This is a genomic window from Rhizobium sp. BK289 (assembly GCF_014193575.1).
Classification (GTDB): domain Bacteria; phylum Pseudomonadota; class Alphaproteobacteria; order Rhizobiales; family Rhizobiaceae; genus Rhizobium; species Rhizobium tropici_C.
In genome coordinates, this window is record NZ_JACHZO010000001.1 from 282157 (window position 1) to 296175 (window position 14019).

The 14019-nt window shown below is 58.4% G+C and carries 16 protein-coding genes; 9 read left to right on the forward strand and 7 right to left on the reverse strand.

Annotation, left to right across the window (positions count from 1 at the left end; genetic code table 11):
- Positions 1-31: 31 nt before the first annotated feature.
- From FHT84_RS01195 to FHT84_RS01210, 4 genes are all read right to left on the reverse strand, one after another.
- Complete coding sequence (locus tag FHT84_RS01195; protein WP_162737005.1) at positions 32-304, reverse strand: transposase; 273 nt, start codon at positions 302-304, stop codon at positions 32-34.
- Positions 305-311: 7 nt separating this feature from the next.
- Positions 312-1748, reverse strand: a complete 1437-nt coding sequence (locus FHT84_RS01200; protein ID WP_112344681.1) for an HlyD family type I secretion periplasmic adaptor subunit — start codon at positions 1746-1748, stop codon at positions 312-314.
- Between the two features lie 14 nt (positions 1749-1762).
- Complete coding sequence (locus FHT84_RS01205) at positions 1763-3478, reverse strand: type I secretion system permease/ATPase (protein WP_183761081.1); 1716 nt, start codon at positions 3476-3478, stop codon at positions 1763-1765.
- A 104-nt stretch (positions 3479-3582) separates the two neighbouring features.
- Positions 3583-4158, reverse strand: coding sequence for a PE-PGRS family protein (locus FHT84_RS01210; protein ID WP_112344683.1), 576 nt, complete (start codon positions 4156-4158; stop codon positions 3583-3585).
- Positions 4159-4756: 598 nt separating this feature from the next.
- Here FHT84_RS01210 and FHT84_RS01215 point away from each other — a divergent pair.
- From FHT84_RS01215 to FHT84_RS01235, 5 genes are all read left to right on the forward strand, one after another.
- Positions 4757-5842, forward strand: a complete 1086-nt coding sequence (locus FHT84_RS01215) for a hypothetical protein (RefSeq protein WP_183761078.1) — start codon at positions 4757-4759, stop codon at positions 5840-5842.
- A gap of 608 nt (positions 5843-6450) precedes the next feature.
- A complete protein-coding gene (locus tag FHT84_RS01220) occupies positions 6451-7158 on the forward strand; it encodes a response regulator transcription factor (protein ID WP_183761299.1) in 708 nt (235 codons plus the stop codon).
- 296 nt (positions 7159-7454) lie between these two features.
- Positions 7455-8183 carry an MgtC/SapB family protein gene (locus FHT84_RS01225; protein ID WP_183761075.1) on the forward strand — a complete coding sequence of 243 codons (729 nt, stop codon included), beginning with the start codon at positions 7455-7457 and terminating at the stop codon, positions 8181-8183.
- A gap of 69 nt (positions 8184-8252) precedes the next feature.
- Positions 8253-8801, forward strand: coding sequence for a BON domain-containing protein (locus FHT84_RS01230; protein WP_183761072.1), 549 nt, complete (start codon positions 8253-8255; stop codon positions 8799-8801).
- Positions 8802-8815: 14 nt separating this feature from the next.
- Positions 8816-8959: a hypothetical protein gene (locus tag FHT84_RS01235; RefSeq protein WP_181592422.1), complete on the forward strand. Its 144-nt coding sequence runs from the start codon at positions 8816-8818 to the stop codon at positions 8957-8959.
- A gap of 22 nt (positions 8960-8981) precedes the next feature.
- Here the strand turns inward: FHT84_RS01235 and FHT84_RS01240 are convergent, their stop codons facing one another.
- Complete coding sequence (locus FHT84_RS01240; protein WP_246698438.1) at positions 8982-9422, reverse strand: hypothetical protein; 441 nt, start codon at positions 9420-9422, stop codon at positions 8982-8984.
- A 374-nt stretch (positions 9423-9796) separates the two neighbouring features.
- Between FHT84_RS01240 and FHT84_RS01245 the strand changes: the two genes are divergently transcribed.
- A complete protein-coding gene (locus FHT84_RS01245; RefSeq protein ID WP_112344690.1) occupies positions 9797-10135 on the forward strand; it encodes a hypothetical protein in 339 nt (112 codons plus the stop codon).
- A 119-nt stretch (positions 10136-10254) separates the two neighbouring features.
- Here the strand turns inward: FHT84_RS01245 and FHT84_RS01250 are convergent, their stop codons facing one another.
- A complete protein-coding gene (locus FHT84_RS01250) occupies positions 10255-10491 on the reverse strand; it encodes a DUF2934 domain-containing protein (protein ID WP_112344691.1) in 237 nt (78 codons plus the stop codon).
- Positions 10492-10633: 142 nt separating this feature from the next.
- On the opposite strand from FHT84_RS01250, the gene FHT84_RS01255 reads away from it, so the two are divergent.
- The 3 genes from FHT84_RS01255 (at position 10634) to FHT84_RS01265 (ending at position 11585) form a co-directional block, all read left to right on the forward strand.
- Positions 10634-11095: a YbhB/YbcL family Raf kinase inhibitor-like protein gene (locus tag FHT84_RS01255; RefSeq protein WP_112344692.1), complete on the forward strand. Its 462-nt coding sequence runs from the start codon at positions 10634-10636 to the stop codon at positions 11093-11095.
- A gap of 92 nt (positions 11096-11187) precedes the next feature.
- Positions 11188-11358: a hypothetical protein gene (locus FHT84_RS01260; protein WP_181592424.1), complete on the forward strand. Its 171-nt coding sequence runs from the start codon at positions 11188-11190 to the stop codon at positions 11356-11358.
- A gap of 38 nt (positions 11359-11396) precedes the next feature.
- Positions 11397-11585 (forward strand): DUF3008 family protein, encoded by a 189-nt coding sequence (locus FHT84_RS01265; RefSeq protein WP_112344693.1) that lies wholly within the window; start codon positions 11397-11399, stop codon positions 11583-11585.
- Between the two features lie 39 nt (positions 11586-11624).
- Here FHT84_RS01265 and FHT84_RS01270 read toward each other — a convergent pair whose 3' ends face one another.
- Positions 11625-14000 carry a phosphoketolase family protein gene (locus FHT84_RS01270; protein ID WP_183761069.1) on the reverse strand — a complete coding sequence of 792 codons (2376 nt, stop codon included), beginning with the start codon at positions 13998-14000 and terminating at the stop codon, positions 11625-11627.
- Between the last annotated feature and the right edge of the window lie 19 nt (positions 14001-14019).

Sequence of the window (14019 nt, forward strand, 5' to 3'; positions counted from 1 at the left end):
TTGTTGCCGCCTCCCGGCCTGAAGGTTGGATTTACCCTTTCGGTGTTTTTGCCAGCATCTCGCTCAGCGTTGCTGCCGAGAGCATGGCTTCGGCTAGAAGCTTCTTGAGCTTCTGGTTCTCTTCCTCCAATGCTCTCACCCTTTTGGCATCGAAACCGGCATTTCCGAACTGCAGGGATTGCCACCGATAGAAGGTCGGCTCGCTGATGCCGTGCTTGTGGCAAACATCTGCTACCTTCACCCCGGCCTGGTGTTCCATCAGAATGCCCGTGATCTGGTCGTCGTCGAATCTTCTCTTGCCCATCACCGCTTCAGTCCTCACGAAATGCTCTGTTGAAGCTGTCGAGAAGTGGTCTGATAGCATAGAACGCCACGCTGCTTTTGCCGGTTTCGATCAGCGTCTGTGCGGGCATGCCTGCGATCAGCTCGACATCGCTCATTTTCGTCAACCTCTCGTCCGTTACACGGATTGTCGCGGCAAAGTACGGCTGGCCGCTCTGCGTATCGGTGAGACGATCCGCCGATACATACTCGACCCGACCTTTCAAGAGTGGAACACGCCGCTGATTGTATGGAAGGAGGTGAACCTGCGCCTCGAGCCCCGCATGGACGAGATTGATGTCTTCCGGCCTGACGTGGGCGGATACGACAAGGCGATCGGCACCGGGGAGAAGGTCGACAAGCGGTTCGCCGGCGCCAATCACCCCACCGGCTGTGTGGATGCGCAGGTTCATGATTGTTCCATCGTCGGGAGCACGGATATCGGTCCTTGAAAGCTGGTCGTCGATCGCCCGCAAGCGCTCGCGCAACTGCATGATCTGGCCTTCCGTGTCGCGCATGCCCTGTGCGACTTCGCTCAACCGGTCGCTCTCAAGCTTTGCGAGATCGGCCTGTGACTCGCTGATGACCTGGTAGGCGCGGGAGATCTGCGCCTCTACCTGACCCTGCTGGCCATCCAGATCCGCTTTTTCCCGCTGGAGGTTGAGAAGTCTGCTTTTTCTTTCCAGTCCTTTGGCGTTGAGCACCGTGACCTGATCCAGTTCTTCCTGCGAGATTGCGGCCCTGTCGGCCAATGCTGCCTTTTGTGCGCCAAGTCCGACGATTTCCTGCCGTACCTGCGCGATTTTTTCATTGGTAATCCCGACTTCCGCCTGCATGACCCGGCGCCGCGCTTCGAAGATTTTCTGTTGCCCAGTCAGAATCGCGCCAACCGAAGGATCCCTGTCCATTGCCGCCCGGAGGTCCTGCGGATAGGCGACATGATCACCGCCCGTCTGCTCTACAAGCAAGCGCGCGCGGCTTGCTTCGGCGTCCCAGAGTTGCCCTTGAATGCTGTCGCGCTCCGAGCGAAACTTCGTATCGTCGAGTTCTATGATGATCTGCCCGGCCGTGACCGCATCGCCGTTTTTGACAAGTATCCGTCGCACAATTCCGCCTTCCAGATGCTGAATGGTCTTGCGGCTGGACTCCGGTTCGATAACGCCCGGTGCAATCGCGGCGCTCTTCAGCGGCGCCAGAACCGACCAGGCTCCCAATCCGACTATAAAGACGCCGATCAGCAGGTTGCCTGTCCAAACAACGCCTCTGAGCCTCGGCATGGGCGAAGGAGGGGCGGGGCCGCGCTGTTTCGGGTCGATCACCGGTGAATAGGCCTGTCGCTTGGCCGTCGATCGTCGAGCGAACCGCTGGCCTGTCCTTGACGAATTTGAAAACCTCGCCAGCATTGCGTCCAGGTGAACAAGGGTCATGGCGGCGTCCCTCCCTACGTTCCTGTTCGAGATGGCGGTTGAAGATAGGTTTCGTAAATCCGCTCGCTCTCGCCGAAGGCCGCCACCGTCCCGTTGCGCATAATGGCAATCTTGTTGGTGACCGGCAGGATCCCCATCCGATGCGTTATGATGACGACGGTCATTCCCCTGGATTTCATGCGTTCGATTGCCCTGAACAGCATGCGTTCGCCGTCATAGTCCAGGCTCGAGTTTGGATCGTCGAGAACGACAAGGGATGGGTTTCCATAGGCGGCCCGCGCCAGTGCCAACTGCTGGCGCTGAGCTCGAAGCAGCAGGTTTCCGCCTTCGCCGATATCGGTCTCGTAGCCCTGGGGCAGCCGCATGATCGCTTCGTGCAATCCAACCAGCTTCGCGGCATCGATCGCTTTGACTGGATCTCCTCCGTCAAGCCGGCCTATCACATCCTTGATTGCGCCGCCGAAGAGTTCGATGTCCTGGGGCAGGTATCCGACATGATGGGTTCCCCCGCAAAGGCGCAGAGCCGATATGTCGACACCGCCAAGAAGAGCACATCCGCCCGTTGCCTGCACAACACCTGCCATGACGCGGCCTAGTGTCGATTTTCCCGATCCCGACGGGCCGATGAGCGCTACGCAATCGCCCGGCGCGAGGCGCAATGTGATACCGGTCAATATCTGCTTGTTGGCGAATGGCTGAATATAGCTGACGTTATCGAGAACCAGGCCATTGGGCTCTGGTTGCGGCACCGTTCGGGGATCGCGTTCCGCTGCAACGGCGATCAGCATTCCATTCAAGCGATTGAAGGCATTCCGCGCAAAGGTGAAAGAGCGCCATGCACCTATTGCGCCCTCGATGGGTGCCAGCCCGCGCCCGAGCAGCAAGCTCGCAACGAAGATGATTCCTGGGCTGCTGTTGCTCGCAAGCACCAGCCATGTCGCCGATCCCATCATGAGGATCTGCGCGAGCGTGCGGATTGCCTTGGAGAAGCCAAGAATGATCTCCGTCCGATGCATCGCGATGTCCTGGACCCTTCTTGCCATTTCCGCATCGCGATAGACGACCAGTGCCGCGCCATACTGCATGCCCATGGCCCGGATCACCTCGATGTTTTTGAGGGCGCTCGCAAATCGCTGATAGCTCCTCGAAAGAGCAAGATTGGCGCGGGCAAGCGGCTCTTGAGTCGCCAGTTCCGTCAGGAACGCAAACAGCAGAAGCGCAACCGCGCTCAGAAGACCGATGGTCCCAAGCAGCGGATGAACAAGAAAGAGCAGGAGCAGGAAAATTGGCGCCCAGGGAACGTCGAAAAAAAGGGAACTGGCTGGTGAATCGAGGAACTGGCGTAGTACGGCGAGGTCCCTGTAGCATTCCGTGGCGGCTCCCGCATTGGCGCGAGCGGCATATTCGAATGATGCGGTGAGCACCATCGGCCGTAACCTGTGATCCAGCCAGCTGCCGATGCGCGAAAGAGCTGCCCTGCGAACGATATCCAGCGTGGATCCGACCAGCACGGCAACGGCGATAATCATCGTCAGCATCAGAAGCGTGTCGGCGCTTCGGCTCGACAGGACCCTATCATAGATCTGGAGTAGATAGATCGAAGGCGCCAGAAGGAAGAGATTGTAGCCGCAGCTATAGAGGAAAACCAATCCGAAGGCTCCGGCACAAGCCCGGAGCGCAACAACGAGCTGTGTCTGTGGGCGCGATAGCTTTGCAGAAAGCGTTGCCATTATCAGATCTCGCTGCGCTTGATGCCGACAAGAAGAGGCTGCTGGCTGATTTTGCAACCTATGAGGGTCGCCGACCGAAGCCGGCGACCTTCAGGATCTGAGTTTCAGGAGCCCAGATGGCTGAGATCGATATGACCGAAGTCATTTACGAAATGATCGAGAGCATTGTTCACCGTCGTCGTTTCTGGATCGGTGTGAACCAACGCTGACGAGATATCACCGCCTCGAGCGATGTTTCCGTTACCACCATTGCCGCCGACGCCTGCGAGGATGGTGGCATGCTGATCAGCCAGAAGCTGCGTATACTGGGTCCCGGTCGTCGCGGCGCTCACCGCAGCTACGTCGCCGCCACTCGAGCTTCCTTGACTGCCGTCGGAGTGAGAATCTCCCCCCGCGCCGCCGGCGCCAGTGTTCGTCACCGCCGCCAGGAAGCCGTTCTGGGCCTGAGTAAAGCCACCACTTCCGCCACCGCCGGCGGTCCAATCGGCCGTCTGCCAAACATGATCGCCGTTGTGCAAATCGGTCGATGCTCCATCGACTGTTTGCACATTGGCGACATACGCAACCGGGTTGTAGTCGATATTCCCATGGCTGTAGCCATCACCGCCATTACCGGCATTGGCATCGCCCGCATTTGGATCATTGAGTTGAATCGTGTCAGACATTTGTGGAATAGGCATTGATGTCCCTCCTTCTACTTCGTTTCGTCCGAGTTTGTTCTACGGCGTGGGTATCCAGCATCTCATCGCCAGCCAATACAACCGCAGGTAAATATTACCCGCGATTTGATCTGTGAGCTATCTAGCTAATCGGCGACGTTCCTTCGGGCGTATGGTTGGAGGTGATAGAGTGATATTCCGGTTTAGCCGTTAGGGATTTGGCTCTGGTGGCACGATCATGATGATATCTGCCATCCGGTCGAAGCGATGCCGTTCTTCAAAGCAAAGGCTATCAGGCAAAACGGCTAAATTCTGGGGGTCCGATCAGGCTGCGCTTGGCGAGGAGATCCTGTTCGAAGGTTGAAAACGAGTGTTTTCCGCCGCGAAAGATGGCTTGGGCGACGCCGAACCTGTAAACCAGGGGGTGGATCTGGCGCTTTTAAGCACGCATAACGGGTGCCGCATCCATGACAGCCAAATGGCTACGGAACTAGCCGACTGGATGTAGACGAATTGCAGGCTCTGTTTTTTTCACCTTCAGATGCACAATGCCCTGAACAATTCAGGCGGCATATGCTGTTCGCTTGAACGTGCGGTTGATCGCGCAATGGAGACGGTAATGACGGAAGTTCGTCCCTTATCGGAAGACTTGCCCAAAACAGGCACCGATCAAAACCTCGCCCCCAATTCGGCTGCGGGGCATCTGGCGCTGGTGCCGACCTGGCTTCCATTGGATGTCGCTTCTGGTCCGAGCTACAATTCTGCCGGCAGCGGTGGTGACGGGATAAGCGTAGGCGTGATCGACAGCAACGCTTTGGCCGTCTTCATGCCCTCCAATGCCGCTATTGCAGGACCTCATTCGGCTGCCGACGCCTTCCAGGGCAACGATGCGCTCATCAATCAGCATCCCACCGAAATGGCTGGGATAGGCGGGAATGGCGGAAGCGGCAATGTTGCCATCGGCGGCGGGGGCGTCAGTCATGCGGGCACCGGGGGCAATGGTCTTTTCTATGGCGGCCTCGTAAGCACCGACGTCGCACTGTTTGCCCCCGTAAATGCTGCCGTTGCGGCAGGCCCTGGCGCGGTGGCTCACGCCGATCAATCGAACAATGCCCTGTTCCTGCAGGGTGCAACCCAGATTGGTGGCGTTGGCGGCTCGGGAGGGGACCATAATGTCGCAAGCCATGATGCATCGATGAGCCCGGGAACTGCACTTACATTTACCGGCGACAATTATGCCGGCCACGGCGGCAATGGATTTTTCGTTGGCAGCATGGTCGACGTCAGCGTGGCCATTTTTTCACCGATCAACATCGCCGTGGGCGCGGCAGGCGGCTCGGCGGAGGCTCATCAGGCAAACAATGCAATTTTTGATCAGGGCACCGTGCAGATTGCAGGCATCGGTGGCGACGGCGGTGGCTTCAACATGTCGTCGGGGACGATCTTTACCGGCAGTCATGAGGGGGGCGGCGGCGGGATCGGATCGTCAACCGGCAGCATGGTAGACGTCAATCTCGCCTATTTCCATCCTATCAACATCGCCGTTCCCGCCGGCGGGACGGCGGACGCCCAACAGATCGATCATGTTCTCTATGATCAGCACGCGCTTCAGCTGGCCGGCATCGGTGGCCACGGCGGGGGCGGCAACCTCACGGACGCCCACTCGGCTCTCGTGGACGACATTCTGAGCTTCATCCATACCTAGCGGATAGAATCCCATTTGCATTGCGCGAACTCAACTGCGCAAAATCCGTTCTTCCCGCCATTTTTCCAGCCGCATGCCGGATCGTCTCCGGCGCTCGGGCTTTCGCCTCATGGGCCGACATGCCGCGGAACACATTTCGCTGAGGTACCGAACAATCGACCATGCCTTATCCGCATTGTCGTCGATTACTGCTGCCTTGAGTTGAGATGTGGGATCAAGTGCAAGTCGATCGATAGCTTCTTCTATCCAACGACATTTCCTGTATGCACATGTAATAGATCGATTGCCTTTTCAGTGTGTTTGAAAGCTCTATTGACCTTCTTGTGGCACGCGAATTCCGCGAAAGCATGTATTTTCTACAGCGACAGGTCGATTCTGCATGTCCTTCATAAATAGGTGTTCCAACCTGTTTTACAGGCTCTGGTTGTCACTCACCAAGGTTTCTGAGACTATGAGAATTCTCATGAGAGATAAGACTATTGATATCGAGAATACCTCTTTTTTCTGTCATGACATGAAGTGAGTGCAGCAATAATGTGTGTTCCTGTTGGTCTGCAAATATTCCGGGGAGCACGCAGGTGTCCAACAGTACTAAAACTAAGCGCCAGATGCGGCGCAGTGCACCAACTATTGTCGTAATTCAGCATTCCACACTGGCGCGAACGACTGTGGTCAAGCTTCTTGAGCATGAATTCCCCGGTTGGAATTTTATCGATATGATCTCCACCGAGAGTCTCGATAGAGCCCTTGGAGCGGAGGTGCGTCTGATTGCACTCGATCTGGCCGGCAGAGGTGTTGAGAGCACAAGCCTGCGTGACGATCTCGCGGCAATTGCTGCACGTTTTCCTGAGGCTCCTGTTACCTTGCTTTTGGGCACAGATGACGTCAACATAGTCCGTCAGGCACTCGAGATGGGCATTCGCGGCTTTTTCTCGACGTCACTTCCCATTGACATCGCCCTTGCCGGCCTCCGTCTCGTTCTGGCGGGAGGAACATTCTGCCCACAGCTATTGGGAGCTGTTGCAAACGGCTCAAACGAGCATATTCCGGTCAGAAACGAGGCCGAAAAAAGCTTGGATGATAGGACGCAATATTTGGCGATCGCCGATTTCACTCCCCGGGAGGCGGATGTCCTCGCGGAGCTGCAATGCGGCTGCTCAAATAAGGTCATTGCAGGAAAACTCAATTTGTCGGGCCATACCGTGAAGATGCATCTGCAACATATCATGCGTAAGTTGCAGGCGCAGAACCGCACCGAAGTGGTTGCCCGCTTGGTTCAAAGAGCCGCCAGCGGGCCAGACGCCTCGCCGAGTTAGGCGAAGGTGGCAGAACTTTTTGGGATCGCTTTTGTGGCCTCATCCACATGGAAGACGAGGCGACGCGGGGATCCGGCCTTTGCCGTCGTCAAGGCCATGGCCGAGGCGCATGGCGGCCACGCCACGGTCGACAGCCGCAAGGGCGGAGGCACGACGGTCGTTCTCCCGATCCCGCATTGTTGGAGGTTCACGATCGAAGGTTGCCGTCCTTGGAAGAGGGATGCAGCGGAACGAAAAGCCCGCGGCGCTGTTCTCAATGAAGAATTGTCCCAAGAGGCCTTCTGTCGGAGAATAACGTGCCGAATCTGATGGATGATATGCCCCTCGATCCGAACTGGCTCGATATCGTCGTTCGGCTCGCATTGGTGACGGCAGCGGGTGCCTTGGTCGGCATAAACCGGGAGGCTGGTGGCCATGCGGCGGGATTCCGTACGACGATTCTGGTGGGCTTGGCAGCTTGCCTCACAATGATCCAGGCCAATCTTCTGCTGTCGACACTGGGCAAGACACCGCAATCATTCGCCTCGATGGACGTGCTGCGCTTTCCCCTCGGCGTACTGACCGGGGTCGGTTTTATCGGCGGCGGCGCCATCCTCAAGCGCGGGGATCTGGTGACCGGCGTGACGACGGCGGCGACCCTTTGGATCATGACCGCGATCGGCCTGTGTATCGGCGGCGGACAATTGATCGTCGGTTCGGCCGGTGCGGTCATCGCCTTTATCGTGCTGTCTCCCTTTAAACGGTTCGACAAGCTGATACCGCGCCGGCAGAAGGCGCGGTTCGTGATCGAGCTTCCGCGGGATGCCGGCGTTACGGTCGCCGACATGCAAACGGCGCTGGAGCCGCGCGGATATGCCTTCGCCTTTCTCGCCGAGACGATGGGACCGACGGAGGCGACCGCGCATATTTCCTACGAGGTGCGATGGAGGCAGGCGGGCTTGGATGCCGGCGGCGCGCAGTTGCTTGCGTCTCTCCGGGAGTATCACAAGATCGTATCCTTCGAGATGCTGACGACGGGCACATGACCATCGGCGATCAAGACGGAACATTCGCAGGCGACAAATGTTTTCCCCTATCAAACACGGGAGAAAACAATGACCGAGATCAAGAATACGAAAACGGCAAGGGATCCTCCGGATCGCGCCGATATTCGCACCCTGCAAGCGCTCGATCAGGCGGCCGGCGGCTCAGGAGATGTCACGCAGGCTGCCGCAGCAGGAGCATCGGCGCAGGATATTCCGCCGCAACCGGGTACGGACGATGCTCGCTGCGAGGATTCGGCCGAATGCGATCGGCGTCGCAGACGGGAGGTCGATGAGGTTTTCTTCAGGATTTCCAAGGTGCAGTCCGGCCTTCAATCGCAACAGCTTGATGATTTGGCGCCGGCGGCTGAGGAGGGTGCATCTTCAGCGTGGAAACAAGAAAGAGCCGATGCCGAAATTCGCGCGGAAATCGAAAGCAGGCTGAAAGCGGATGGGCTGCTCGATACCGCGGGCATTTTCGTCACCGTAAGCCGCGGACGAGTCATCATCGAAGGATCCGTCGAAAATCACGAAGCCAAGCAGCGCGCGGAAGCGATCTCCCGACAGGCGGGCGGCATCGTCGGGCACGACAGCAATCTTGCTATCCGCAAGACGCGATAGATGGACACGCCGAGATGCGCATGTTGTTGCTCGTGGTCTTTGGTCTGATGATCGCATCGGTACTGGCCATTCTCGTCATCAAGCCATTTACCGCCGGCGACAGCCGGGACACGACGGTGACCAATGGGCCAATCGAGCAGCCGGAACCGAAGCCGTAAGACATCCTCATTTGATGGGTTCTCATTTGCTGGGCTGTTGACTGTTTTGCTGCCCATTTTTCGGATCACCCGGCTTGATGATGGGAGTATTGCCGACCTTTGGCGCAGGCTTTTCCATTTGACTATCGCCGACGGATGGCGGCTTGAGAACGCCGCCGCAGTCCGCCAACGTCCGACTTGGATCGCTGTCCGGTGCCGGAGTTGCCTGGCCGTCGCCTGGCTGCTGGTTTTCCGTCTGTCGATTGGTGTCCATAGCCTTGCACCGGTCGTCGTTCGGCGTTTGTTGTGCGAATGCGAAGGTCGAGGAAACAGCGACCGCCATCGCCGCCAGCAGAATGCCGCGGCATCTCGGTAAGGTCCAGCCATTCAAATGGCGCGGCCAATCGAAGCTGCGTTGCAACGATCGTGCCGAAGTCGATGATGCAGCCGTCGACGACATTGCGTTGGTGATATTCTTTGTCATTGTTCACCTCGATGACGGTATGAAGTTCTCGTGGCGAAAAACGTTTCCGATTGGGGTGGTCGTCCGCTTCGATCGGAACCAGTCGGCTTGAGAGACCTATCAGTCTTCGGCATCCCAGATGCCGGGAAGGCTGCGGATCGGATGGGTGGGAAGCTCGCCTGCCATTTCGTTGGCTATGGAGAGAAAGCGGAAAAATCTCCATATTCTTCAGCACCATCGTGTCCGCTTGGCACGATCTGCAGCCTCACAGGGCTAACGTCCGGCTATGCGCATTGTTCCGGCCGACGCCGACGGGATGCGGCGTCGCGCGATGGAACCATCTCGCAGCGCTGAGGTTAGGCCGGTATGGGATTTGCAACTTACGGAGGCCTGCAATGGCACCCCAGGAACCCAAAAAACCGCTTTCTGCGACCGAGGCTCGTCAGGGCGTGCGCGGCGTGCATCTTTTCGCCGTGTTGGTCACGGGGCTGGTTTTGGCCGCAATCGTGTGGGCCGGCGTCGAACTATGGGGCCGTTACATCGAGCCGAATAAATCGGAAAACCCGGCGCCGCCCATAAGCTCCTCCGGCGGACAGCCGCAGGGCGGCACGATCGACAATACTCCGCCCGCCGGACAAGCTGCCCAGCCCGCACCGACCGACCGGTCGGAAAACAATCAGCAGGGCACCAAGAGCACGCCGGCCCAGCCAAACCGGGACGGAACTCAGAATTAGGAAAGAAACGTACGGCGAAGCCATGATTGCGCTCCGCAGCAGGCCGTTCGCCCACCAAAATTCGGCCGGGCTATGTACGCCCGGGAATTGTCTCTGCGAGAATTTCCCGCGTATTGACACTATCCGACGTTACGGTCCTTTGGAGAGTCATCATTTTCGGCTTCGGGCGGCGCAACTTTCCGCCGAAGCCTTATCAGCACGTCTTCGCCGTCAACGGATGCTCGTGTTCGCTCCATGATCTCGCGCTCCGCAGCCGCTTGCTCCCAGTGGAGATGGCTGCATCCCCAGGGGCGCCCCGCGGCCTCCCAAATGGCATAGGCCCGTTTGCTGATCCATTCGAACCGCTCATCCGTCATTTGTTCTCCTCCATTTTTGGATGCATAGAACTGCGCTTGTGCATGAATGTTCCGCGCCGGGAACAATAATGGTGCTGACGGGTTGCACCTTATGTTGAGAACTTCACAAAAGCATGAATCCGCGACAGAAAGGAGGAGCCTGATGGCTTTGACGTTGATCAGCAAGGCCTTCGCTGAAGACGAGCCGATACCGAGCAAATACGCGATGGAAGGCGAGAATTTATTCCCCCCGCTCTCTTGGGGCGGTGCTCCCGATAAAACCCAGAGCTTTGCCCTGATCGTCGAGGATCCCGATGCACCGAGCGGTACGTTTTGCCATTGCGGCATTGCCAACATTCCGGCGGAATGGACGGGGCTGGCTGAAAGCGTCGACACGACGCAGGAGCAGGCGCTCCGCTTTTACAAAAACGATTTCGGCAATGCCCGTTACGACGGTCCGCGGCCGCCACGCGGCGATCCCCCTCATCGTTATATCTTTCGGCTCGCTGCGCTTGACGTGCCGAGGGTTACCCTTCCGGATGCCGTCGGGGCGGAGGCGATGTGGCAGAAAGTGAAGAAACACACGCTGGCAGAGGCAAGCATCATCGGCACCTATCAATCCTAGGCTTATGCTCTGTCAGCCTTCTGCGACCGGCGCCGCGGCGCGGCTGCTCCCGGCACGAATGGTCGCCGAAATCCGACCTCCGGATGGTTGCAATGAACGGAAAAGATCAGGGCGATTCAGACAGGGACGAGCCGCGCAGCTTCGCGGCCGAGGATGTTCGCCAAGGCGAGATCATCCTGAAACGGCGTTGGCAGCGCGTGATATTCATCGGTGGGCTTGCCGCGGCGGTATTGCTCATTCTGCTGGTACGCTTTGCCGGATAGGCAAACGAGATCGCAAACAAGTCAAAGGAGGGCTCATCATGCCCGCAAAGTCGAAATCGCAGCAAATGGCCGCCGGCGCGGCGCTCGCCGCCAAGCGCGGCGAGAGGAAGAAGAGTGAGCTGAAGGGCGCATCGAAGAGCATGGTCGACTCCATGAGCGAAAAGGAGCTTCACGACATGGCATCGACCAAGCGAAAGGGAAAACCGGCGCACGCGGCCAAATCCTAACGGTTCGGTCATTCACTGAAGCGTTGGGCCGTTCCAGCCTCACCGCTTCCACCGCCAGTCGCGAACTTCCGGCATATCCTCGCCATGGCGCCGGACATAGTCATGGTGCTTGACGAGCTTTGCTCTCAGGCCATCCACGACATCCGGAACTTTTTCGGCCAAACCCGGCACGCGGTTGATCGCCTCCAGCGCGAGATGATAGCGATCCAGCTCATTCAGCACCGTCATGTCGAAGGGCGTGGTCGTCGTGCCTTCCTCGATGAACCCGCGCACATGGATGTTGTCGTGATTGGTTCGTCTGTAGGTCAGCCGGTGGATCAGATAGGGATAGCCGTGATAGGCGAAGATCACCGGTTTGTCCGTGGTGAAGATCCGGTCGAATGCCTGATGCTCGAGACCGTGCGGATGCTGCTCCGGATCCTGAAGGGCCAGGAGATCGACCACGTTGACCGTTCGGATCTTCAAGTCCGGGATCGCCTCATGCAATAGCATGACGGCGGCAAGCGTCTCCATGGTCGGCACATCGCCGGCACAGGCCATGATGAGGTCGGGAGCGATCGTATTCTCCTCGTAGCTCGCCCAATCCCAGATGCCGACGCCGGCCTTACAATGGGCGATCGCCTCGTCCATACCGAGCCACTGCGATTCAGGCTGCTTGCCGGCGACGATGACGTTGATCCGGTCATAAGTCCTCAGGCAATGATCAGCGACCCACAGCAGTGTATTGGCATCCGGTGGCAGGTAGATGCGCACCACATCGGCCTTCTTGTTGGCGACGAGATCGACGAAGCCGGGATCCTGATGCGAAAAGCCGTTGTGATCCTGCCGCCAGACATGCGACGTCAGCAGGTAGTTCAGCGATGAGATCGGCTTGCGCCACGGCAGCTCGCGCGAGACCTTCAGCCACTTGGCATGCTGGTTGAACATGGAATCGACGATATGGATGAAGGCCTCGTAGCAAGAAAAAAGCCCGTGCCGGCCCGTGAGCAGATATCCTTCCAGCCAACCTTGGCAAAGATGTTCGCTCAGGACTTCCATCACCCGGCCCTCCGGCGCTAGATGGACGTCATAGTCTTCGATTGCCTCCATCCAGACACGATCGGTCGCTTCGAAGACGCTGCCGAGGCGGTTCGATTCCGTCTCGTCAGGGCCGAAGATGCGAAAATTCTGCCTGATGTCATTGAGCTTCAGCGTGTCGCGCAGATAGTGGCCGAGTATCTCCGTCGATTGCACCTGCTTGCTGCCGCGCTCGCCGATCTCGACAGCGTAGTCCTCGAGGGAGGGAACCAGGAGCTCTTTGCGAAGCAGGCCGCCATTGGCATGGGGGTTGGCACCCATCCGTCTTTCGCCTTTGGGTGCCTGCGCCCGCAGCTCGGCCTTCAGCCGCCCATCGCGATCGAAAAGATCGTCGGGATCATAGCCGCGCATCCAGTCTTCGAGGATCTTTCGGTGGCTCTCGTCGCCGCGGCAATTGGCGACGGGCACCTGGTGCGCCCGCCAGAAACCTTCGACCTTCTTGCCGTCCACTTGCCTGGGTCCCGTCCAGCCTTTCGGGCTGCGCAGCACGATCATCGGCCAGCGGGGCATTCCTTCGGGCGAAGTCTTTTCGCGTGCGTTTCTCTGTATGCTGCGAATGCGGTCGAACGTCTGATCGAATGTTGCGGCCATCGCCTGATGCATCGCGGCGGGCTCGTGCCCCTCGACGAAAAACGGCTCGTAGCCGTAACCGGAGAACAGGTTTTTAAGATCGTCGTCGCCTGCCCGGCCGAGGATCGTCGGATTGGCGATCTTGTAGCCGTTGAGATGGAGGATGGGCAGCACCGCGCCATCGCGCGCCGGATTGAGGAATTTGTTGGAATGCCAGCTTGCCGCCAGCGGCCCGGTTTCGGCTTCGCCATCGCCGACGACACAGGCGACGACGAGGTCGGGGTTGTCGAAAGCCGCGCCGAAGGCATGGACGAGCGCATAGCCGAGCTCGCCGCCTTCATGGATGGAGCCCGGCGTCTCGGGTGCCGCATGGCTTGGAATGCCGCCGGGGAAGGAAAATTGCTTGAACAGCTTCTGCATCCCGTCCGCAGTCTCGGCGATATCCGGATATATCTCGCTGTAGGTGCCCTCAAGGTAGGTATTGGCGACCATGCCGGGACCACCGTGACCCGGTCCGCATATGTAGATGATGTCGAGATCGCGTGCCTTGATGACACGGTTCAGATGGGCATAGATGAAATTCAGACCAGGCGTCGTGCCCCAGTGACCGAGCAGTCGCGGCTTGATGTGCTCGGGTCTCAACGGCTCGCGCAGCAGCGGATTGTCCATCAGGTAGATTTGGCCGACGGAAAGATAGTTGGCAGCCCGCCAGTAGCGGTCGATCAGAGAGAGTTCTTCGGTTGAGAGCGGCGTGGTGACTGCATTCATTTCCGTCTCCTCGTTTTCG